The 21,017-nt window shown below is 73.5% G+C and carries 22 protein-coding genes; 12 read left to right on the forward strand and 10 right to left on the reverse strand.

Features of this window, described 5'->3' with window-relative positions; genetic code table 11:
• The first annotated feature begins 51 nt into the window (after positions 1-51).
• The 4 genes from ACFZP7_RS02570 (at position 52) to ACFZP7_RS02585 (ending at position 4,938) form a co-directional block, all read left to right on the forward strand.
• Positions 52-288: a hypothetical protein gene (locus ACFZP7_RS02570; protein ID WP_223779584.1), complete on the forward strand. Its 237-nt coding sequence runs from the start codon at positions 52-54 to the stop codon at positions 286-288.
• A 229-nt stretch (positions 289-517) separates the two neighbouring features.
• Positions 518-1,180, forward strand: a complete 663-nt coding sequence (locus ACFZP7_RS02575; RefSeq protein WP_385633740.1) for a YceI family protein — start codon at positions 518-520, stop codon at positions 1,178-1,180.
• A 91-nt stretch (positions 1,181-1,271) separates the two neighbouring features.
• Positions 1,272-3,371 (forward strand): DUF4139 domain-containing protein, encoded by a 2,100-nt coding sequence (locus ACFZP7_RS02580; protein WP_385633741.1) that lies wholly within the window; start codon positions 1,272-1,274, stop codon positions 3,369-3,371.
• 7 nt (positions 3,372-3,378) lie between these two features.
• Complete coding sequence (locus ACFZP7_RS02585; protein WP_385633742.1) at positions 3,379-4,938, forward strand: mucoidy inhibitor MuiA family protein; 1,560 nt, start codon at positions 3,379-3,381, stop codon at positions 4,936-4,938.
• Between the two features lie 22 nt (positions 4,939-4,960).
• Here the strand turns inward: ACFZP7_RS02585 and ACFZP7_RS02590 are convergent, their stop codons facing one another.
• Entirely contained in the window at positions 4,961-5,938 is a 978-nt protein-coding gene (locus ACFZP7_RS02590; RefSeq protein ID WP_270890263.1) for a DUF3500 domain-containing protein, read from the reverse strand.
• Positions 5,939-5,997: 59 nt separating this feature from the next.
• Positions 5,998-6,381, reverse strand: a complete 384-nt coding sequence (locus ACFZP7_RS02595) for a hypothetical protein (protein WP_385633743.1) — start codon at positions 6,379-6,381, stop codon at positions 5,998-6,000.
• 170 nt (positions 6,382-6,551) lie between these two features.
• Between ACFZP7_RS02595 and ACFZP7_RS02600 the strand changes: the two genes are divergently transcribed.
• Positions 6,552-6,770: a hypothetical protein gene (locus tag ACFZP7_RS02600; RefSeq protein WP_019324309.1), complete on the forward strand. Its 219-nt coding sequence runs from the start codon at positions 6,552-6,554 to the stop codon at positions 6,768-6,770.
• Between the two features lie 15 nt (positions 6,771-6,785).
• Here ACFZP7_RS02600 and ACFZP7_RS02605 read toward each other — a convergent pair whose 3' ends face one another.
• Complete coding sequence (locus tag ACFZP7_RS02605; RefSeq protein WP_385633744.1) at positions 6,786-8,237, reverse strand: amidase; 1,452 nt, start codon at positions 8,235-8,237, stop codon at positions 6,786-6,788.
• Positions 8,238-8,387: 150 nt separating this feature from the next.
• Between ACFZP7_RS02605 and ACFZP7_RS02610 the strand changes: the two genes are divergently transcribed.
• Complete coding sequence (locus ACFZP7_RS02610; RefSeq protein ID WP_030969696.1) at positions 8,388-8,993, forward strand: helix-turn-helix domain-containing protein; 606 nt, start codon at positions 8,388-8,390, stop codon at positions 8,991-8,993.
• 43 nt (positions 8,994-9,036) lie between these two features.
• On the opposite strand, the gene ACFZP7_RS02615 is transcribed toward ACFZP7_RS02610, so the two are convergent.
• The 6 genes from ACFZP7_RS02615 to ACFZP7_RS02640 all read right to left on the reverse strand — a co-directional run bounded on the left by ACFZP7_RS02615 (position 9,037) and on the right by ACFZP7_RS02640 (position 12,557).
• On the reverse strand, positions 9,037-9,645 hold the full coding sequence (locus ACFZP7_RS02615; protein ID WP_385633745.1) for a DUF998 domain-containing protein: 609 nt from the start codon (positions 9,643-9,645) through the stop codon (positions 9,037-9,039).
• A 21-nt stretch (positions 9,646-9,666) separates the two neighbouring features.
• Entirely contained in the window at positions 9,667-10,179 is a 513-nt protein-coding gene (locus ACFZP7_RS02620; RefSeq protein WP_385633746.1) for a hypothetical protein, read from the reverse strand.
• A 189-nt stretch (positions 10,180-10,368) separates the two neighbouring features.
• Positions 10,369-10,902, reverse strand: coding sequence for a TetR/AcrR family transcriptional regulator (locus ACFZP7_RS02625; RefSeq protein ID WP_385638317.1), 534 nt, complete (start codon positions 10,900-10,902; stop codon positions 10,369-10,371).
• A 22-nt stretch (positions 10,903-10,924) separates the two neighbouring features.
• Positions 10,925-11,761 (reverse strand): alpha/beta fold hydrolase, encoded by an 837-nt coding sequence (locus ACFZP7_RS02630; RefSeq protein WP_385633747.1) that lies wholly within the window; start codon positions 11,759-11,761, stop codon positions 10,925-10,927.
• Positions 11,762-11,862: 101 nt separating this feature from the next.
• On the reverse strand, positions 11,863-12,252 hold the full coding sequence (locus tag ACFZP7_RS02635; protein ID WP_385633748.1) for a VOC family protein: 390 nt from the start codon (positions 12,250-12,252) through the stop codon (positions 11,863-11,865).
• Positions 12,249-12,557, reverse strand: a complete 309-nt coding sequence (locus ACFZP7_RS02640; RefSeq protein ID WP_385633749.1) for an ArsR/SmtB family transcription factor — start codon at positions 12,555-12,557, stop codon at positions 12,249-12,251. Before ACFZP7_RS02640 ends, ACFZP7_RS02635 begins: the two co-directional genes overlap by 4 nt.
• Positions 12,558-12,844: 287 nt before the next feature.
• Between ACFZP7_RS02640 and ACFZP7_RS02645 the strand changes: the two genes are divergently transcribed.
• The 6 genes from ACFZP7_RS02645 (at position 12,845) to ACFZP7_RS02670 (ending at position 20,391) form a co-directional block, all read left to right on the forward strand.
• Positions 12,845-13,363, forward strand: a complete 519-nt coding sequence (locus ACFZP7_RS02645) for a lytic polysaccharide monooxygenase auxiliary activity family 9 protein (protein ID WP_019324299.1) — start codon at positions 12,845-12,847, stop codon at positions 13,361-13,363.
• 158 nt (positions 13,364-13,521) lie between these two features.
• Positions 13,522-14,721, forward strand: coding sequence for an AAA family ATPase (locus ACFZP7_RS02650; protein WP_385633750.1), 1,200 nt, complete (start codon positions 13,522-13,524; stop codon positions 14,719-14,721).
• A gap of 116 nt (positions 14,722-14,837) precedes the next feature.
• Positions 14,838-16,343, forward strand: a complete 1,506-nt coding sequence (locus tag ACFZP7_RS02655) for a VWA domain-containing protein (protein ID WP_385633751.1) — start codon at positions 14,838-14,840, stop codon at positions 16,341-16,343.
• A gap of 118 nt (positions 16,344-16,461) precedes the next feature.
• Complete coding sequence (locus tag ACFZP7_RS02660; protein WP_385633752.1) at positions 16,462-17,766, forward strand: acetyl-CoA carboxylase biotin carboxylase subunit family protein; 1,305 nt, start codon at positions 16,462-16,464, stop codon at positions 17,764-17,766.
• 12 nt (positions 17,767-17,778) lie between these two features.
• On the forward strand, positions 17,779-19,842 hold the full coding sequence (locus ACFZP7_RS02665; protein ID WP_385633753.1) for a CocE/NonD family hydrolase: 2,064 nt from the start codon (positions 17,779-17,781) through the stop codon (positions 19,840-19,842).
• Between the two features lie 42 nt (positions 19,843-19,884).
• Positions 19,885-20,391: an NUDIX hydrolase gene (locus tag ACFZP7_RS02670; protein ID WP_385633754.1), complete on the forward strand. Its 507-nt coding sequence runs from the start codon at positions 19,885-19,887 to the stop codon at positions 20,389-20,391.
• 51 nt (positions 20,392-20,442) lie between these two features.
• Here ACFZP7_RS02670 and ACFZP7_RS02675 read toward each other — a convergent pair whose 3' ends face one another.
• The gene (locus tag ACFZP7_RS02675; RefSeq protein WP_385633755.1) at positions 20,443-20,934 is read right to left on the reverse strand and encodes an HIT family protein; all 492 of its coding nucleotides are present in this window, start codon (positions 20,932-20,934) and stop codon (positions 20,443-20,445) included.
• Between the last annotated feature and the right edge of the window lie 83 nt (positions 20,935-21,017).

Genomic DNA, 21,017 nt, shown 5'->3' on the forward strand with positions numbered 1-21,017 from the left:
TCCGCGGGTCGGGGCCGGTGCTCGGCCGGGTCCGCGCCTAGGATCGGCGGCGTGGACGTTCCCCAGGATCTGATCAGCCTCGAGCGGGCGGCGGAAGAGCAGCGTGCCCGGCTCGCCGGGCTCGACGGCGAAGAGTTCGAAGCGCAGCAGCGGGCCTGGCAGGAGGCCGCCCGGGCCGCGCAAGCGGCGATCGCCGATCACGCCAAGGTCAGCGGCCGCCCGGCGGAAGTGATCGAGACGGCGGTCAAACGCGCCGTCCGGCAGGCGGAGGAGGACCCCGCCGAGTAGCCCGGGCGGGGACGTGGTCGCGGGGCGTACCGCTGCCCCGGCGCGCTGGTCGCTGTCCGCCGGACGGACGGGGTGCCGGGTCCACACGCGTCCGCGCACTCGATTCGTTGATCTTGTGCAGCTTTCCGGTCGGCGTCATGGAACCCGGACGAGAGGGCACATCTCCCCCCGTCCGATCGGCCGACGACGTGGTAACACCGAGTGTTCCGACTCGAAAGGGCCACGTCTCATGGGTATCTTCAGCCGTCGCCAGACCGCCGTAATCGAACCGCCGTCGGCCGTGGCCGCCGGTCGGCCCGGTGGGGGCGCCTCGGCGGCCGACGCCTCGCTCGACCCGGCGCTGCGCGCGCTGACCGGGCACTGGACCATCGACCGCCCGCACAGCCGGATCGGTTTCTCCGTGCGCCACGCCATGGTGACGACCGTCCGCGGGGCCTTCACCGACTACGACAGCGCGCTCTACTTCGACGGGGCGCGGCCCTCCGAGTCGCGGGCCGAACTCGTCATCCGGGTGGCCGGCGTCGACACCGGTGTGGAACAGCGCGACGCGCACCTCGTCGGCAAGGACTTCTTCGACGCGCGCCGGTACCCGGAGATGACGTTCCGCAGCACCTCGACCGTGCACGAGGGCGGGGAGAGCTTCCGGATGACGGGGGACCTCACGATCCGTGGCACCACCCGGTCCGTCGACCTCCAACTGGACTACCTCGGCTCGGTCATGGACCCCTTCGGGTACGAGCGTGCGGGCTTCGACGGCACCACCACCATCGACCGCCGCGACTGGGGGCTCGTCTACAACCAGCGGCTCGAGGCGGGCGGCAGCATGGTCAGCGAGAAGGTCAGGCTCCAGTTCGACATCTCCGCCATCCGCTCCACCGCCCAGTCCCTGTGAGTGCCGGAGTCCGGCGTCGGAGGGGAGGGCCCGCTCGGGCGGCATCCGGCATAGAGTTCCCCCGGGAGTGACACCGCGTGTGGGGGAGCACATGAAGGCTGAGGCGGTCCCGAGGTGGGCATCGACGCTCGACTCGGTGGTGGTGTACGCACAGGGCGCCCTCTGCCGCCGGCTCGCCCGCGGCACGGTGCCCCGGGACGGACGGGTCCGGGTGACCGGCCTGCCCCGTTCGGCGGACCCCGGTTCGCTGCGGGTGCGGGTCGTCGGCGCCGGCGGGGTGCGTGTCACCGAGGCCAGAGCGGTGGCGGAGGCGGAATCACCCGACAGCCGCCCCACCGGGGAGCTGCGGCGTGAGGTGGAGCGGCTCCGCGACGCCGTCGACGCCCTCCGCGCCCGCCGGGACCGGCAGCGTGGGCTGATCGACGAGGTGGCGGCGCTGCGCCCGGTGCCGCCGCCCCGCGCGGAGGACTCCCCGCACCGCCGCACACCCGTCGACGCCTGGCTGGCCCTGGCCGAGTTCGTGGACGCGCGGCTGACGGCCTCGCACGCCCGTCTGCGCGAGATCGAGGAGGAGTTGACGCACGTCCGGCACGAGCTGGACGTCGCCGTGGACCGGCTCTCCCGCGCCTCAACCGACACGCCCGACGCGCGTTCGGGGACCACGCTGTGCGCGGCCGTGACCCTCGCGGGGCACGGGGACGCGGACGTCGAGGTCGAGGTGGAGGTGGAGTACGGGGTGCCCGGTGCCGTCTGGGTGCCGGCGTACCGGCTCGCCCACCGGCGGGGCGGGAGCGACGGACGGCTGTTGCTGCGGGCGTCCGTCGCGCAGCGCACCGGTGAGGACTGGACCGGCGTCCGGGTCTCCCTGGCCACGGCCGACCTGCGCAGGCGTGCCGATGTGCCCCGGCTCCGCTCGATCCGCATCGGACGGGAGCAGCCCGCTCCGGCCTCGTCGGGATGGCGTCAGCCCCCGCGCGGGCTCGACGACCTGTTCGGCGGCTACGACGCGGCGGGTCCGCGGCCGAAGTCCGGCACCGCGACGCCCGCCCGAGCAGGCGCCCCCGTGCCGCCGTCCCCGCTTCCCCCGCCGCCGCCTCCCCCGCCCCCTTCTCCGACGGCGGCTGCCTACGGGTACGGCGCGCCCGCGGGGGCGCTGCCCGCACCGGGCGGCATGCCCGAGGGCGGCGAGTCCGCCGTGCCCGGCGGTACGGCGCCCGACCGGACCCCTCCCCCCGCCCTCCGAAAGGCCGGTGGGCCCCGGCCGGCCGCTCCGGCGGCCCCCGGCCGGGCCGCACCGGCACCCGCGTCCGCCCCACGGGCCGCACCCGCCCCACCACCGGCCCCGGCGACCGGGCCCCCGCGGCCGAGCGGTGCGGAACTCGACTACGCCGCACTGGTCCTGCACGGCCCCGACGGACCGCCGGAGCGCCGCGGACGGCTGTTCCCCGAGTCGGCCGCCGACCCGGTGGCCGCCGAGCACCGCCGGCGCGCCGAGGCGGTGGCCGCGCTGCCGCTGCCGGGCCACGCGGTACGTCCCCGCGAGTCGGCCGGTTCCTTCGACCACCGCTACGACGCCGCCGCGCGCGCCGACGTCCCCTCGGACGGTACGTGGCACACGATCACCGTCGGCGAGGTGGCGGTCGGCCTGCGGACCGAGTACCTGTGCGTCCCGTCGGTGGAGCAGTCGGTCTACACGACGCTGGTCCTCTCCAACGCCACCGACCAGGCCCTGTTGGCAGGCCCGCTGGAGGTCACGGCCGACGGGGAGTTCCTGCTGACCACGGCACTGCCCAACCTCGCCCCCGGTGGCGTGTGCCGCGTGGGGCTGGGCACCGAGGAGGCCATCGGGGTCACCCGCCGGACGAACCTGCACGAGTCGACCGCGGGGCTGCGCAACAACGTGACCGTCCTCGACCACCGGGTCCACGTGGAGCTGGCCAACCGCCTGCCGGTGCCCGTCACCGTGGAGGTGCGCGAACGGGTGCCGGTGACCTCCGACGCGGACGTCAGGATCGAGGAGAGGGCGGACTGGCGGGCCCCCGAGGCCGGCACCGACCCCGAGCGGCACGCGCCCGGCACCCGTCTGTGGCGGGTCGAGATCCCGGCCCGCTCCACCTCCGCCCTCGACGGCGGCTATGTCATCCGCATCCCGGCCGGCAAGGCCCTGACCGGCGGAAACCGCAGGAGCTGACCCCCTCATGCCCGTGAGCCCCGACCCGATCGCCCTCCCCGTCACCGCCGTCACCTGCCTGGAGGACCGGGCCTACGTCGAGCGGACGGCCGTGCTCGACCTCGCCGACGGCACCCGTCTCCTGCGTCTGGGCCCGGTCAGCGCCCTGGTCGCCGATCACAGCCTGCACGCCGAACTGACCGCCGAGCGGCCGGTCACCGTGCTCGACGCCCGGGTGGTGCGCGCGTGGGTGCCGAGGGGGCCGGGCCCCGCCGACGACGACTCGGAACCGCGCCGGCGGGTGAGGGAACTGGAAGCGGAGCAGCACGCGTGGGGGCAGCGTCGCGAGCGGCTGCTCGCCCGCGTCGACCTCCTCGGCCGGCTCGCCACCGATCTGCTGCGGGAGATCGGAGAGGGCACGGGCCTCGGGGAGGCCGACACCGCCCGCTGGGGCCGCGAACTGGACCGGATCGACGGGGAACAGGACACCCGCGGCGAGCAGTTGCGCGAGGCGGACGCCCGGCTGGCGGCGCTCGGCACGGAGCTGTCCGAGGCCCGGCAGGTTCTGTCGGACACCGAGACACAGCCCGCCGAACTGGTCGCTCACATCGAGCTGACCGTCCGGTCGGCCGGCGCCGGGCCGGCCGGTCTGCGCGTGGCTCACCTCGTCCCGTGCGCGCTGTGGCGGCCCGCGTACCGGGCCGTGCTGGACGGGGACTCGCTCACGCTGGACACCGACGCGGTGGTCTGGCAGCGCACCGGGGAGGACTGGTCCGGCGTACGGCTGACGCTGTCGACGGCCCGCAGCACGCTCGCCGCCGAGCCTCCGCGCCTCACCGAGGACCGGCTGACGCTCCGCGACCGTTCCGCGGCCGAACGCCGGACCGTCCAGGTCGAGTTGCGCGAGGAGGAGATCACGGACCTCGGTCCGGCACCCGTCGAGGGCCTGCCGGGAGTCGACGACGGCGGCGAGGTGCGGGTCCTGCGCTGCGCGAACCCGGTCTCGGTACCGTCCGACGGGCGGGCCCACCGGGTGCCGCTGTCCTCCTTCGACACGCCCGCGCGTACGGAGCACACCTGCGCGCCCGAGCTGTCCCCGCTGGTCGGGCGAGTGGTCCGGTTCGACAACCGCTCCGGACACGCGCTGCTGGCCGGACCGGTCGACCTGATCGGCGGCGGGGGCTTTCTCGGCCGGGGGACGCTGGAGTTCACCGCGCCGGGCGCCCGGGCGGCCCTCGCCTTCGGCAGTCGTGACGACCACCGGGTCGTGCGGCGGACCGAGGAGACCCGCGACACCTCCGGGCTCGCCCAGCGGACCGTCCTCACCCGGACCGTCCGGCTGCACCTCTCGCGGTTCTCGGGACCCGCCGAGGGGCATGAGCACACGGTCGTCGTCCGGGAACGCGTCCCCGTCTCCGAGACGTCGGCGGTGACGGTGAGCCTGCGCCGGGAGGCCTGTGCTCCCCCGCCCGACGACGTCGACGAGGACGGCATCGTCCGCTGGGACGTCACGCTGCCTCCCGGGGGCCGGCGCACGCTGGAACTGGTCTACGAGATCTCGGCGAACGCCAAGGTGGAGGGGATCTGACGCCGGCTCGGGCCCGTGGCGGTCAGTGCCGCGGCCCGTGCCGTTCCGTGTAGTGCGCGCGGAGCAGGTCGGCGCCCCAGTCGTGGCGGACGTGGCGCCAGACGGAGTGGGCGTGGTTGCCGTCGTCCTGGGTGTTGTCGTACTCGATGAGCAGGTCCGGGCCGCGGACGCAGTAGTAGTGCCGGTCTCCGGGTGCGCGTCCGCCGGCCCAGGCGAACGCCAGCGTGTCCAGTCCGCGCGCCACCGTCTCGGCCCAGCACTGCTCGGCGTACGCCGCGGGCGCCCGGTCGAGGTAGCGGCGCACCAGACGGACGAGCAGCCGCTGTTGGCCGGGGGTCATGTCGCCGTGCGGCAGGCCGGCCGGCAGCAGGCCGGGGTCGGCGAACGGGTCCGCGCGGGTCAGGATGTCGTCGGGTGGAGCGGCGGCGAAGACCGCTCTCGCACGCCGGCCGGCGTCCAGGCCGGTGACCAGTTCCCGGGCCAGGTCCTCCTCCGGGCCCAGCAGGCGGCGACCGGCCTGCGGACCGTCCGTGATCAGGGCGGGTTCCGCCCCGACGAAGTGGGGGGTCACCCGGATCCCGGCCGCGGTGACCAGTACGTGCACGGCGAGGTGGTGGCCGTTGAGCCGCCAGCCCCAGGGGCCGTCGCCGTCCGGGTCTCCCAGCAGCCGCATCCAGTAGCGGTCGGGGCCGGTCGCACCGACCGTGGCCCTGCGGTGGCGCTCCACCTCGACGGCCCCGCGCGCCAGTTCCGCTCCGGGCACGCTGTGCGCCGCGGCCAGCAGCGCGTCGACCGCCTCGCGCTGCCGGCCGTCCAGGCCCTCGGTCGACAGACCGGGGCGGGGGCCGGGCAGGTAGGTCCACTCCCGCAGCTCGGGGGCGTCGAGCCGGTCGGGTGCCGCGCGCAGCTCGCGCACTTGCGCCGGGTCCAGTACGGAGAGCAGCGCGCGCACCGCCTCGCGCATCTCCCGGGCCGTCGCCTCCGCTCGGTGAACGCCCACCGTCTCTCCTCCCCCGCGGTGTCCGGTACGGCTGCGCACCTTACCCGCCCGGGGTCCGGTCAGGGGCGGACGAACCCGGCGACGCGCGGCGAGAACGTCAGCTCGACCTGCTCCCCCAACGCCGAGCGCAGCCCGGCCGCGACCTCGTCGTCCGGTTCGCCGAACACCTCGAAGTGCTCCACCTCGCAGTGCTTCATCACCTCCTGGATGTACGGGTCGGCCAGCTTCCAGTGCGCGCGGACCGCGTCGGAGTCCCGGTACAGCTGGAAGCTGTGCGCACGCAGGTGCTCCGCGTCGACGAACGTCTGCACCATGATCTGCGGTCCGTGCCGCTCGACGAAGGTCACGGCGCGGACGACGGCGTCCCGGAATTCGTCCAGGTGGCCGTCGGTGATGCGCATGGTGTTCCGGAAGAGCAGGGTCCCGTTGTCCGAAGCATTCATGGGAGCAGTGTGTTTCCTCAACCTTGGTCGAGGTCAACCGGCGACCGCACACCGGCCGTCGGCCGTCCGGCGGAGGCAGCGGGAAGGGCACGGATCACTGCCCCCGCCGGGCGAGACTCCGCCCGGCGGGCCATCCGGCGCCCTGGAACAGTGGCCTAGGCTGACCCGGTATGGACATCCCGAGACGTCTCATCGCGCTCCGGCGGGCCGTCGACGCGGCGGAGGAGCGGTACCGCGGCAACCGCGGTGACAACGCCACGATCGCGCTCGCGGTCTGGTCCGACGCGACCGCCGCTCTGGTCGAGGCCGTCACCGCCCACGCCGAGGAGACGGGTGCCACGCGCCGGGAGGTCGAAGACGCCGTGCGCCGCGCGGCCGACGGCTCCTGACGGTCCCGACGGTTCTCAGCCTTCCTCGCGGTCGCCGGCCCACACCGTGGGCGTCCGGTCCGACCAGGGGCTTGCCTGTTCGAGTTGTCCGGCGAGACGGAAGAGCGCGTCCTCCCGGCCGTGACCGGCGGCGAACTGCATGCCGACCGGCAGCCCGGACGCGGCGTCGGCCGTCACCGGTACGGACATGGCGGGCGTGCCCGCGACGTTGAAGACGGCCGTGAACGGCGAGAGGTCGAAGAGGCGCCGCAGCCACCCGAGGCCGTCCAGTCCCTCGGCGCCCGCGGCATGGGTGCCGAGGGGCACGGGCAGGTCCGGCAGCGTCGGGGTGAGCAGCATGTCGTGCCCGGCGAAGTAGCGCGCCAGGGACCGGCTGACCCGGTTGCGCATCCCGAGGGCGGTGACGAAGTCGGCGGCGGTGACCTCCTGTCCGTAGCGGTAGCTCGCGAGGACGGGCTCCTCCAGGGTGGTCGGACCGACGGGCCGGCCCGTGGCGGCGGCCAGCTCGTCGATCGACGCCGTCAGATGCGCCGTCCACTGCCGGGCGTTGGCCAGCAGGAAGTCCTCCCACTCGACGCCCAGGTCGACCGTGACCTCCTCGACCTCGTGGCCGAGGGAGGTGAGCAGACGTGTGGTGCGGGAGAGCGCGTCGGCCACCGGCGCGGTGGTGGGGTGCCCGCCCCAGGCGTGGGTCAGGACACCGATCCGCAGGGGCCCCGGGTCGCGGGTGATCTCCTCGGTGTACGGCCTGGACGGCTCCGGGGCGACGTAGGGATCGCCCGGTTCGGGGCCGCGGACCTGATCGAGCAGGACCGCGCTGTCGCGTACCGTCCGGCTGACGCTGCCGTGCACGGCCAGGCCGCTGAAGATCTCGTCGACCTGAGGCCCCACGGGGACGCGGCCCCGGGTCGGCTTCAGTCCGAAGAGGCCGTTGCAGGAGGCGGGGATGCGGAGCGAGCCGGCGGCGTCGGTCGCGTGGGCCATCGGGACCACCCCGGCGGCCACGGCGGCGCCGGCGCCGCCGCTGGATCCGCCCGCGCTCCGCGTCGGGTCCCAGGGGTTGCGGGTCGCGCCGTACAGCGCCGGTTCCGTGGTGTTGCTGTAGGCCATCTCCGGTGTCGCGGTGCGGCCGAAGGTCATGAGGCCGGCGCTGCGGAACCGTCGCATCAGGGTGGAGTCGGAGCGGGACACGTGGCCGGCCGCGAGGCGGCTGCCCATCTCCATGCGCCGCCCTGCCATGGCGACTCCTATGTCCTTGATCAGGAAGGGGACCCCGGCCAGTGGCGCGCTGCCCGGCCGCGGCACCTCGTCCGTCGGCCACGTCTCGACGACGGCGTTGATCTCCGGATCGACCGCCCGCGCCGCCCGGCGTGCGACGGCCTCCACCTCGGCGGGGGCGACGTCCCCCTTCGCCACCAGTTCGGCGAGGCCGACCGCGTCGAAGCTCACGTACTCGGCAATTCTCACTGTCACTCCAGGAAGAACGGGCATCACCCGAACTCGGATACCGATGAGTCTCGGACGATACCCAGCGGTATCGAATGGAACGGACTGGTACCGTAGCAGGCGCCGCGGGGCCCTACGCCCCGCCACGGGTCCCGACGTCACGGAGCAGTCATGGCATCGACCGCCGCAAGGCCGGACAGGGTGGCGAAGCTGCCGCCGCGCGAGCGCATCCTCGATGCGGCGGAGGAGCTCTTCCAGAGCGAGGGGATCCGGCGGGTGGGCGTCCAGGCGATCGCCGAGAAGGCGGAGACCACCAAGATGGCGATCTACCGGCACTTCGACACGAAGGACGCACTCGTCGCGGAGTGGCTGCGCATCGTCGCCGCCGAGTACCGGGCCGCCTTCGACCGGGTGGAGGCCGAGCATCCCGGCCGCCCCAGGGAGCAGATCCTGGGCGTGGCCCGCTTCATCGCCGAGGGGCTGCCCGCGATCTCGCACCGGGGCTGCCCCTTCATCAACTCCCTCGCCGAGCTGCCCGACCGCACCCACCCGGCGCGGGAGGTCATCGAGCGGCACAAGGCCGATCAGACCCGCCGGATGGTCGCCCTGTGCGCCGCCGCCGGGCTGCCCGACCCCGAGCAGGCCGCGGCCGAGATCACCTTCGTACTGGAGGGCGCGCAGGTCAGCACGCAGAACGGCAGCATCGACCGGGCGGGCGACCGGTTGATGCGGATCGTCGAGGCCATCGTGGACCGGCACGGCTCCGCCGCCGGCTGAACGGGCCGCGGGCCGGGCGGACCGGTCCTGGACGGCCGGCGCGCTAGTCCGGCAGGGGTGGCGGGGCCGGGCGGCGTACGTGCCGGAGGCAGGAGACGGCGACCACGAAGGGCCACGCCGACTGGAAGAACGTCACGACGCGTTCCGCCACGCCCGCGTTGCCGTGTCGCTGCATCTCGAACAGGAACCACGCTCCACCGGCGGCCATCAGCACGCACACCGCGACCGCCGGCGCGGGCCGCAGAGCCCAGGGAGCCGCCGCCCCGCCGTCGACGGCCAGCAGCGGCCACACCGCGAGGAGCGTGAAGCCGACCACGGCCACCGCGCCGTGCCGCAGGGACCCTCCGCTGCTCGGGGCGGGGAGCAGCGCCACCGCGAACGCCGCCACACCACCGCCGCCCAGCGCCACGCGCCCGGCGGTCGCGGCCGCCCGCAACCCCCAGGCGGTCAGCAGGTGACAGACGCCCAGGGCGAGGAAGGCCGTCGTCATCACCCAGTACCCCGCCGCGCCGTAGGCCCCGAGGACGCTGATCGTCTGGGTGGCGGGGTCGTAGGCGGACCCCTCGAACAGGGCCGCGCCCGACCAGCCTCCGACCAGCAGGGCGGGCGCACCTCCCGAGGAGAGCAGCACCCACTTGGGGACGAAACGCATCGAACCACCATAAGGCGGCTGTCAGGCCGCGCGGCAGAGCCCCGCGGGAGCGGCCGGAGCCGAGGCGCGGGCGAGGGGAAGCGCGGCGCGGCCGGCACCGCCCCGCTGCGGCCGGGTCCGCGCGAAGACGACCAGGCGCAGCACCGCGAACCGCGCCACACCGGCGAGCGCCGAGGCGGCCAGGTACACGACCTGTTCGAGCACCGGGCCGGGGGTGACCACCAGCTGGTGCAGGGCGAGCACCGCGACACTGGTCACCGCGTAGGCGGCAGCGGCGGATCCGGCCGACTGCGCGTGCTGGCGCCGGGTGGCGCGCCCGCCGGCACCGAAGGTGAAGCGTGCGTGCAGTTCGGTGGCGAGCAGGGTGGACAGCGCGGTGATCACGGCGTTGGCCAGGACCCAGGGCACCCACGAGGCGAGTGCCGTCACGGCGAAGCTCGACGCGAGGCCCACGCCGCCGCCGCAGAGCACGAAGCGGGCAAAGGCGTTCAAGGCGCCGGGCGTGGTCCCGCTCCGGCTCCGCACTGCGTCCATGATCCCCCCTCGTCGCTTTCCAACAAGGGAAACGCTACGTTGCCTTCACTGTCTGAGCAACCAATTTATTGCACTTATCGATCATCTCAGCAGTTCAGAGGCTTCATATCGTTGCAATGGATACCCGTTAACGCAACAGGCCGACACCGGACTCGTTGCAATGCGATCCGGGATCGGCCGGGATCGGCATCACCGGGAGCGCAAGCCCCGGTCGGCGAAGGCGATCAGCCACTCGAAGCTCTCGTCGATGTCGGCGCTCCACTGGAAGCCGTTCGCGGCCTGCAGCGTGGCGAAGCCGTGGCACAGGCTGCGGAGCATCCGCAGGGCGTGGTCCACCTCGGCCGGATCCACCTCGTAACCGCGCAGGACCGCCGTGAACGCGTCGAGCAGGCGCCGCCCGGCGGCGGCCAACGGGTCGTCGGGGCCCGACGGCTCCAGTCCGATGGTGGCCGCGTACCGTCCGGGGTGCTCCAGGACGAAGGCGCGGAAGGCGCGGGCGGCCGCCGCCAGGGCGTCCCGGCCCGCGTAGCCCTGGACCGCGCCGCCGACGGCGTCCGCGGCCTGACTCATCGCCAGAACGGCGATCCGCCGGTTGAGGTCGTCCTGACCGCCCACGTGCTTGTAGAGGGACGGGGTCCGCACGCCGAGCCGCTCCGCCAGCGCCCCCATCGTCAGGTTGGCCAGGCCCACCTCGTCGGCCAGGGCGGCACCGGCCGCGACCACGGCCGCCGGGTCCAGGCCGGCCCTAGGCACGGGCGGCCTCCGTACGGAGGAAGTCGAGCACGAGGGCGACGACCCGGTCGGGATACTGGTCGTGCGGATAGTGGCCGGCCCCCTCGATCATCTCGAGACGGCCGAGGCCGGACGGCAGGGCCTCGACGACCGCCGAGCCCTCGGCGCGCGGGTCGGCCCAGTCGGGATCTTCCGTGCCCATCACCACCAGGACCGGGCAGCGGACGTTGCCGAGCCGGGCGCCGGCGTCCGTCGGGGCACTGCGCCCCATGCTCTGCATGGCCTTCATCCGGCCCGGCTCGCGCAGCAGGGAATCGATGCGGCCGAGCCGCTCGGTCCAGTCGTCCGGCTTCACGCCCGGGTAGGCGACGTCGAGGTACGAGCGCCACAGCGGCAGACTGCCGAGGACCCCGGTGCCGAGCAGCCGCAGCATGCCGCGCCGGAAGCGCGTCACCCGCAGATCACCGAGGCGGAGCGACTGCTTGCGGGTGAACGGCGCCAGCTCCACGACCGCGGTGATCAGCGAGGGTTCCGCCGCGGCGGCGACGGTGGCGGCGCCACCGGAGACCGAGTGGCCGACGAGCACGGCCGGGCCGCCCAGGTGGCGGATGACGGCGAGCAGGTCACCGGCGATGTCGGTGCGGCTCCAGGACGGCCAGTCCACGCTGGACTCACCGCAGCCGCGCAGGTCGACCGAGGCCACCCGGTACCCCGCCGCCACCAGCCGGGGCGCGACGTGACGGAAGGCGGCACGGCTGTCGCCCATGCCGTGGGCGAGCACCACCAGAGGGCCGGAGCCCGCCACCTCGTACGCGATGGTCCCGCCGTCTACGGGCAGGTACTCGGTCATGGACGCCTCCGGGAGAGCGGTTGGCTAATCGACTTAGCTAAAAGCTATCCCGATTAGCTTTCCGCGTCAATGACGGTTCCCGCCCTCCCGGCCGCCGACCCCTACGCCTGGGTCGCGATCTGGATCAGGTTGCCGCAGGTGTCGTCGAGGACCGCGGTGGTGACGGGGCCCATTTCCAGAGGCTCCTGGGTGAAGCGGACGCCGTGGCCCCGCAGGCGCTCGTACTCCGCCTTGACGTCGCCGACGGCGAACTGGGCGAGCGGGATGCCGTCCGCGACGAGGGCGTCCCGGTAGGTCCGGGCGGCCGGGTGCCCGAGGGGCTCCAGGAGCAGCTCCGGACCGTCGGGGTCCTCGGGCGAGACGACGGTCAGCCACCGGTCCGTCTCCCCCACGGGGACGTCGTGCTTCTTCACGAATCCGAGGACCTCGGTGTAGAAGCGCAGCGCGGCTGCCTGGTCGTCGACGAAGATGCTGGTCAGATGGATTTTCACGGGGTGCTCTCTTTCGGTGGGGACGGGTCGGGGTCGTCCGTGGGCCAGCGCTCGGCTATGTGCCTGAGCGGGGCCGTGTTCAGGTCGTGGAACTTGTACCGCCCCTCCCGCCTGGTCTCGACCAGACCGGCACCCTCCAGCACGGCGAGGTGCTGGGAGACCGCCTGGCGGGAGATGCCGAGGCGATGCCTCATGCTCAGTCGCGAGCAGATCTCGAACAGGGTCTGCCCGGACTTCTCCACCAGCTCGTCGAGGATGATGCGGCGCGTGGGGTCGGCCAGCGCTTTGAAGAGGTCGTCGGCCACGCCCCCACCATAGGCAAGTGAACACTTGCCTATCAAGTCGACCCGCGCGCGCCGCCCCACCCTTGACACGCTCATGTCGCCCACTTGTATGGTCTAGTCCAACAGAACTCGCCGTTCCGTTCATGGAGTTGAGCCCCGCACGGGCCCGTGACTCCCCGGCCGGACGGCGGGTGCGCGTCACCTTCCCGTCTCTCGACCCCCACTCACGAGAGGCCGTCCCCGACGTGCGGTCACCCCCACACCCGACCGCGCGCGCCTCGGGACGGCCCGAGGTGAAGGAGTTGCCCATGCACGCCAGCAGGAAGACCGCCGCCCTGATCGGCGCGGCCCTCGCCCCCGTCGTCGCCGTCGCCCTGCCCGCCTCGCCGGCCAGCGCGCACGGCTACATCTCCGACCCGCCCAGCCGCCAGGCCCAGTGCGCGGCCGGCACGGTGTCCTGCGGGGACATCACGTACGAACCCCAGAGCGTCGAGGGCCCCAAGGGCCTGACCAGCTGCAGCGGCGGCAACAGCCGCTTCGCCGAGCTGGACGACGACGGCAAGGGCTGGGCCGTCACCCCGGTGCCGAGGAACGCCACGTTCTCGTGGCGGCTCACCGCGCAGCACGCCACCAGTACCTGGGAGTACTACGTGGGCGGGCAGCGGATCGCCGTGTTCGACGACGGCGGCGCCAAGCCCGACGCGGTGGTGAACCACCAGGTCGACTTCGGGGGTCTGTCCGGCCCCCAGAAGGTGCTCGCCGTCTGGAACGTGGCCGACACCGACAACGCCTTCTACGCCTGCATCGACGTCAACGTCGGGGGCTGACCGCGACCGCGTCCGTCACGCGCGGTGCCGAGGAATCCGTGCCGCCGTGACACCGTGCGACGTCTCGTCCCCCGGCCGGAGCACCCGCCGGGGGACGTTCGCGTGCGGGATAGGCTGCGTGTCCCGGCGCATCGGAGCGCCGAGGCGAGGAGTTGGCTATGGGCGCACAGGACGCGCGGGACACGGCCCGGCGGTTGCGGGCCATCGGTGACGAGCTGTCCGACCGTTTCTACGAGCGGGCCGACGTCGTGCGGACACTGGTGGTGACACTGCTCGCCGGGCAGCACTCCTTGGTGCTCGGGCCTCCCGGAACGGCCAAGTCGGAGATGGCCCGCGAGCTGACGGGCCGGATCGACGGCGCCTCCTACTGGGAGATCCTGCTGTCCAAGTTCACCGCGCCGACGAGGATGTTCGGTCCCATCGACGTCGCCGCGCTGGCCCGGGGCGAGTACCGCCAGGTCTACGACGGTCGTGCCACGACCGCGCACGTCGCCTTCATCGACGAGATCTTCAAGTGCTCGACGGCGGCGCTCAACGAGACGCTCGGCTTCCTCAACGAGCGGATCTACCACCCGGAGAACGGTGGTGAGCCGATCCGCTGCCCGCTGATCGGAGCGATCACGGCGAGCAACGAACTGCCCACCGGGGAGGACTCGGCCGCGATCTACGACCGTCTGCTGGTCCGCGTCGAGGTCGGCTACCTGACGGACCCCTCCAACTTCGCCGCGCTCGTCCGCTCCGCCGTCGGCCGCACCGAGGCACCGCCCCGCACCACGGTCGACCTGGCCGCGCTGCAGCACGCGGTGTCCGAGGCGGTCCCGACCGTCGAGGTCCCCGACGCCGTGGTCGACGCGGTGTGCACGCTGCGGGCAGCGCTGCGCCGCAAGGAACTCGTCGCCTCGGACCGCCGCTGGCGCCAGGCCGTCCGCCTGCTCCAGGCCTCCGCGTACCTCGACGGCCGTCCGGCGGTCGCCGACACCGACCTGTCGGTGCTGACGCACGTGCTGTGGGACTCCCCCGCCCAGCGGCCGGTCGTCGAGCGGGAGGTGCTGCACCTGGTCAACCCCGACGCCAAGGAGGCCCTCGACCTGGCCGACACCGTCGCGGAACTGGAGGCCCAGCTCGACGCCATGGCCGGGCAGTCCCGCGAGGCGCTGAGCGAGTGGGTCATCAAGAAGGCGCACCATCAGCTCGCCACGGCGGGGAAGCGGCTGGAGAGGCTGCGCGAGGAGGCGGCGGGCGCGGGACGCTCCACCGCCGCCATCGACCGGGTCGCCCGCCGCCAACGGGCGGTGCGCGCCCGGGTCCTGACCGAGGCCCTCGGCGTGGACGCGAGCATGGTGGAGGCCCAGCTCTGAGCACCGGGACGGTCGGGGACGCGGACGGGACGCCGGAGGAGTACGGCGGGGCGGCGGGCGTCGCCGGCAAGTGGCTGAGTCTGTCGACCGCCACCGCCGCGCGGCACACCGCCGCCGTGGTCGCGGACCGGTTCGACCTCATGACCTGGCGCGAGGTGTACGAGCGGTCGGCCGGACTGCGCGACCTCGCCCACGAACTCGGCGAGCGCCACGAAGGCGCCACCGACCTCCTGGCCGACACCTTCCTGGCCGCCTACAAGGCCCACCCGCGGCTGCGGCGGCCGACCGAGATGGAGCCGTGCCGGCTGGTCAACCACCAGATCGTCACGTCCCTGACGGAGTCCCCGGAGTTCGCCGCGCTGCACCGGGAGACGGCGGGCGACCCTTACGCCGCCGCCATGGCCGTACTGGCGCAGGGCGCCGCGCTGCGCAGGATGCTGCGGGACTGCGCGGACGCCCAGGAGCGGGCCGAGCGGGCGCAGCGGAGCGGGCGGGACGCCCGGGACGCCGCTGCCGCCGTGGCCGACGCGCTCCGGCAGGCCGCCCACGAAGCCCCCGAGGACCGCGCCACACCCGCCCCGGTCACCGACGCCGTACGAACGGCGGCCGAGGGCGCGGCGCGGGAGGACGCACGGAGTGCCGCGCGGGCGCTGGGCGCGGCGTTGCCCGGTGTCCGTGCCGCCGCGCGGGGCGCGGTGGTGCGGGCCGCCGAGGCCGCGCGGACGGAGGCCGCGCTGATGCGGGCGTGGGGCGTCGGCCCCGGAGAGCTGGAGCGGATGCCCTTCGAGCAGCGGGCCCGGCTCGCCGAGCGGCTGCGCACCGGCCGGCTCGCCGAGTGGGCCGAGCTGATCGGCCGCTTCCGGCAGATGGCGGACGGTGAGCGAGCCCGCAAGGTGGAGAACGCCACCGGGGAGCTGATCGGCGTGACGCTCGGCGACGACCTGTCCCGGGTGATCCCCTCCGAACTGGCGGCCCTCGGACTGCCCGAACTGCGCGCGGTGTTCGCCGCCCGCTACGCCGCCGGTGAGCTGATGCTGTACGACAGCCAGGGTGAGCAGTCCACCGGTCAGGGGGCGGTCATCGCCTGCGTGGACACCTCGCACTCCATGTACGAGGCCGGGCCCGGTGGCATCACCCGGGAGGCGTGGGCCAAGGCGTGCGCCCTGGCGCTGCTGGACCAGGCCCGCGAGGCCGGCCGGGACTTCGTGGGCATCCTCTTCGCCGCCGCCGACAAGCTCCAGGTCTTCCGCTTCCCGGCCGGCCGGCCCGCCGGCATCACCGAGGTGCTCGACTTCGCGGAGTCCTTCCTCGGCGGCGGCACCAGCTACCAGCGGCCGCTGTCGGCCGCCGCCGAGCTGCTGGAGGAGGAGTTCGACGACACCGCACGGGCCCGGGGCGACATCGTGATGCTGACCGACGACGACTGCGGTGTCACCGAGGAGTGGATGCGCGGCTGGAACGCCGCCAAGCACCGCCTCGGGTTCCGCGTCTTCGGCATCGCCGTCGGCACGCCCCGGGTCGCCGAGGCGGACTCGGTCCTGGACGCCCTGTGCGACAACCTCCGCGCCGTGGAGGACCTGACCGACGTGCACGCCGCCGCCGACCTCTTCCGCGTCATCTGACCCCGGCGCCACCCGAGTCGGACGCCTTTCCGGTACGTCCCTGTCGTGACCGGCGTCGCGTGTGGTTGCCCCCGGCGTGCTCGGGTACCCAGGCGATCTTGAGCGAGAGAGGAGAGTCGTGTCTGAGGACAACGTCAAGAACGTCTTCGTGGTCGGTCTCGACGAGGCCAACCTGCCGACGCTCCAGGCCGTGCCGGGGGCGGAATCGCTGCGGTTCCACGGCCTGTTGACCGTCGACGAGCTGCAGGGCGGCGAGGTGCGGCTGCCGGAGGTGCTGGAGAAGGCGCAGTCGGAGCTGGACGCCTTCGACGGAAGCATCGACGCGATCGTCGGCTACTGGGACTTCCCGGTCAGCACGCTGGTCCCGATCCTCGGCGAGAGGTACGGCACCCGGACCGCGAGCCTGGAGTCCGTGGTCAAGTGCGAGCACAAGTACTGGAGCCGGCTGGAACAGCGGGAGGTGACGGACCGGCACCCGCGCTTCGGCCGCGTCGACCTGACGGCGGACCCGCCGCGTCCCCCGGACGGGCTGCGGTTCCCGATGTGGCTCAAGCCGGCTCTGTCCTACTCCTCCGAACTCGCCTTCGGGGTCGAGGACGAGGAGGAGTTCCGCAAGGCCGTCGCGGAGATACGCGAGGGCATCTCCCGCATCGGCCGCCCCTTCGAGCACATCCTCGGCCGAGTCGACCTGCCGCCGGAGATGGACGGCGTCGGCGGCCGGGTGTGTCTCGCCGAGGAGGCGCTGTCGGGGGTGCAGGTCGCGGTGGAGGGTTATGTGCACCAGGGGGAGGTGACCGTCTACGGCACGCTGGACTCCATCGACTACCCGGACACGCCGTGCTTCCTGCGGCACCAGTACCCCTCGATGCTGCCCCCGCAGGTCGTCGCCCGGCTGCACGAGGTCACCGAGCGGGTGATGCGCCGGATCGGCTTCGACAACGCGACGTTCAGCGTGGAGTACTTCTACGACCCGGGCAGCCAGGACATCAGCCTGCTGGAGATCAACCCGCGCCACTCGCAGTCCCACGCCGAACTGTTCCAGTACGTGGACGGCGTCCCCAACCACCACGCCATGATCGCCCTCGCCCTCGGCGAGGACCCGAGCATGCCGCACCGGCAGGGGCCGTACGCCATGGCGGCGAAGTGGTACCACCGCTGGTTCACGGACGGAGTGGTGCGGCACGTCCCGTCCCCCGAGGACATCGCCCGCATCGAGCGGGACATCCCGGGCGTGCGGATCGAGGTCCTGCCCGAGCCGGGCCAACGGCTCTCGGACCTTTCCCAGCAGGACAGTTACAGCTACGAACTCGCGCACATCTTCACCGGCGGCGACGACGAGGCGGACCTGCGCAGGAAGTACGACCAGTGCGTCGCCGCCCTGGGCCTCACCTTCGACGAGCCGCCGGAAGGAGCGCGGGGTTAAGGAGCGCCGACCATGCGACATGTGACCCACCTGCCGTACACGACGAAGGAAGAGGAACACGTCGTCATCCCCATGTCGGACGGCGTCCGCCTGTCGGCACGGATCTGGCGGCCCACGTCGTCGGACCACGAACCCGTGCCCGCGGTGCTGGAGTACATCCCGTACCGCAAGCGGGACCTCACCGCCGAACGCGACTCCGTCCACCACCCCTACATCGCCGGGCACGGCTACGCCTGTGTCCGCGTCGACCTGCGGGGCACCGGTGAGTCGGAGGGGGTGCTGCGCGACGAGTACCTGGAGATCGAGCAGCGGGACGCCGAGGAGGTGCTGGCCTGGCTCGCCGACCAGCCCTGGTGCGACGGCACGACCGGGATGATGGGCCTGTCGTGGGGGGCGTTCGCGGCCCTCCAGGTCGCGGCCCGGCGGCCCCCGAGCCTCAAGGCCATCGTCATCGCCTCCTTCACCGACGACCGGCACGCCGACGACATGCACTACATGGGCGGCGCCATGCTGTCGGACAACCTGGCCGAGGCGGGCACCATGTTCGCCTACGCCACCTGTCCCCCCGACCCGGCCGTGGTCGGCGACAGCTGGCGCGACATGTGGCACGAACGGCTCGAGCACGCCCGCCCCTGGGTCCTGGAGTGGCTGCGCCACCAGCGCCTCGACGACTACTGGCGGCACGCCTCGGTCGCCGAGAACTACGCGGACGTACGCTGCCCGGTACTCGCCTCCAGCGGCTGGGCGGACGGCTACTCCAACGCCGTGACCCGGCTCCTCGCCCACCTGGACGTACCGCGCAAGGGGCTCATCGGCCCCTGGTCGCACAAGTTCCCCCACCTCGGCGAACCGGGGCCCGCCATCGGCTACCTCCAGGAGGTGGTGCGCTGGTGGGACCACTGGCTCAAGGGCGTCGACAACGGCGTCATGGACGGACCGATGCTGCAGACCTGGATGCAGGACAGCGTCCCGCCGTCCACCTCCTACGAGGAGCGGCCGGGACGCTGGGTGGCGGAACCCTCCTGGCCGTCCCCGCACGTCCGTGCGGTCACGCACCCGCTCACCGGGCGGCGGATCGGGCCCGCCCTCGAAGCGGGCGCCGAGACGGCCCCCGGGGACGACGCGGAGGACGGGGACGACGGGGAGGTCCTGACCGTGCGGTCCCCGTTGTCCGTCGGACAGTTCGCGGGCAAGTGGGCCTCCTACAACGCGCCGCCCGACCTGCCGTACGACCAGCGGGAGGAGGACGGCGGTTCCCTCGTCTTCGAGACCGAGCCGCTGACCGAACGGGTGGAGATCCTCGGTTCGCCGGCCGTCGACCTCGACCTGACGGTCGACCAGCCGGTCGCCATGGTGGCCGCGCGCCTGTCGGACGTCCACCCGGACGGAGCCGCCACCCGGGTCACCTACGGCCTGCTCAACCTCACCCGGCTGGACAGCGCCGAACACCCCGAGCCGCTGGTGCCCGGCCACCGCTACCGGGCCAGGGTCCACCTCAACGGCGTGGCGCAGAGCTTCCCGCCCGGCCACCGCATAAGGCTCTCCCTGTCCACCTCCTACTGGCCGCTCGCCTGGCCTCCGCCGAAACCGGCGATGCTCAGCCTCCGCGAGGGCTCCAGCACGCTCACCCTCCCGGTCCGCCCCCCGGAGACGGCCGACGACAGCCCGGCGGTGCCGTTCGGCGAGCCCGAGGGAACCCCGCCCCTCGCCACCACGACGCTCACACCGCCGGAGGAGCGGTGGGACGTGAAGCGGGACCTGGTCGGTTACCACGCCGAACTGGAGACGGTGAAGGACCGGGGCACGGTCCGCTTCGACCAGATCGGCCTCGATGTCGGCCGCCGCGCGTACGAACGCTACGCGTCCGTCGCCGACGACTTCACCTCCGTGAGCGGTGAGTCCACGTGGACGATGAACTTCCGGCGCGACGCATGGGACGTGCGGGTGGTCACGCACACCCGTCTCACCTGCGACGAGGAGCGGTTCTTCGTCGACGCCACGCTGGACGGCTACGAGGGCGGCCGGCGGGTGTTCTCCCGCACCTGGAACGAGACGGTGCCGCGCGACCTGCTGTAGGGACGGTGGTCCGGGGCGGCCGCGACGGTGTGGAATGGCCGGGTGAACTCTCGTATCCCCGGCGCCGAGCGCCCCGAACGTGCCCGCCCCGCCTCCCACAGCCTCACCGGTGTCGGCCTCGCCGTCCTCGATCCCGCGGGCCGGGTCCTGCTCGGCCTCGGTCACGACGGGCGGTGGGAACTGCCGGGCGGCAAGGTCGACACCGGTGAGGACTTCGAGGGGGCGGCCGCCCGTGAACTGGCGGAGGAGACCGGGCTGGTGGTGGCCCCGGCGGACATACGGCTGCTGGCGGTCCTCCTCGACGGACTGGCCGGGCTGACCCGGGTCACGGCGGCGGCGGTCACCGAGGGGGCGGCGGGGACGCCCCGGGTCACCGAGCCGGACAAGATCGTGCGCTGGGAGTGGTTCGCCCGCCCGGCGGTGCCCTCCGCGCTCTTCCCGCCCTCCGCCTGCGTACTGGACTGCCTGTGGCCCGAGGCGACGCCACGAGGACCCGCCGGAGTCCGGCACTACGGGGTGCTCGGCGGCGCGGCCCCCCGGACCGGCTGAACCGAACCGCGCTCGGCGGCGCGGCCCCGCAGACCGGCTGAACCGAACCGCTCAGCGCGTCGGGTCCGCCGGGCCGGTCGGGCCGAGCGCTTCCCTCAGCCGGTCGCACACCCGCTCCACCTCCACCGCGTCCGGGAAGCACCCGGCCCGCCCCATCGCCACCTGCAACGCCGGGCCGAAGGCGTCGAAGCGGGTCATGTCCGCGGCGCCGACGGGCTGCACGACGAAGTGGATGTGCCCGGGCACTCCCCCGGCGTGCGACCACAGGCACACATAGACCTGCTCCGGGCTCGTCACCTCGGTGACGGCGGCGCTGACCCTCTGCAGCAGCGGCCCCAGTGCGCCCGACTCGCCCGCCGTCAGGCCGGCGACGTGCACCACGTGCCGGACGGGCTTGACCACGAGGGTGCCCGCACCGAACGGCCCGACGCAGTGCTCCACCACCCATCCCCCGGTGCGCAGCACCGTTCCGCCCGGCAGCGGAGCCCTCCCGGCGCTCAGGTCGCACGCCAGGCATCCGGTGTCCGTTCCGCCGTCCGTCACCGCGGCACTCCCTCCACTCGCCCGCACCACCGAGCAATCGACGCCCCGTACATTGACATGAACGCGCCTCGGCGCGACGCTGA

Source organism: Streptomyces sp. SudanB5_2050 (genome assembly GCF_964272335.1).
GTDB lineage: Bacteria > Actinomycetota > Actinomycetes > Streptomycetales > Streptomycetaceae > Streptomyces > Streptomyces rochei.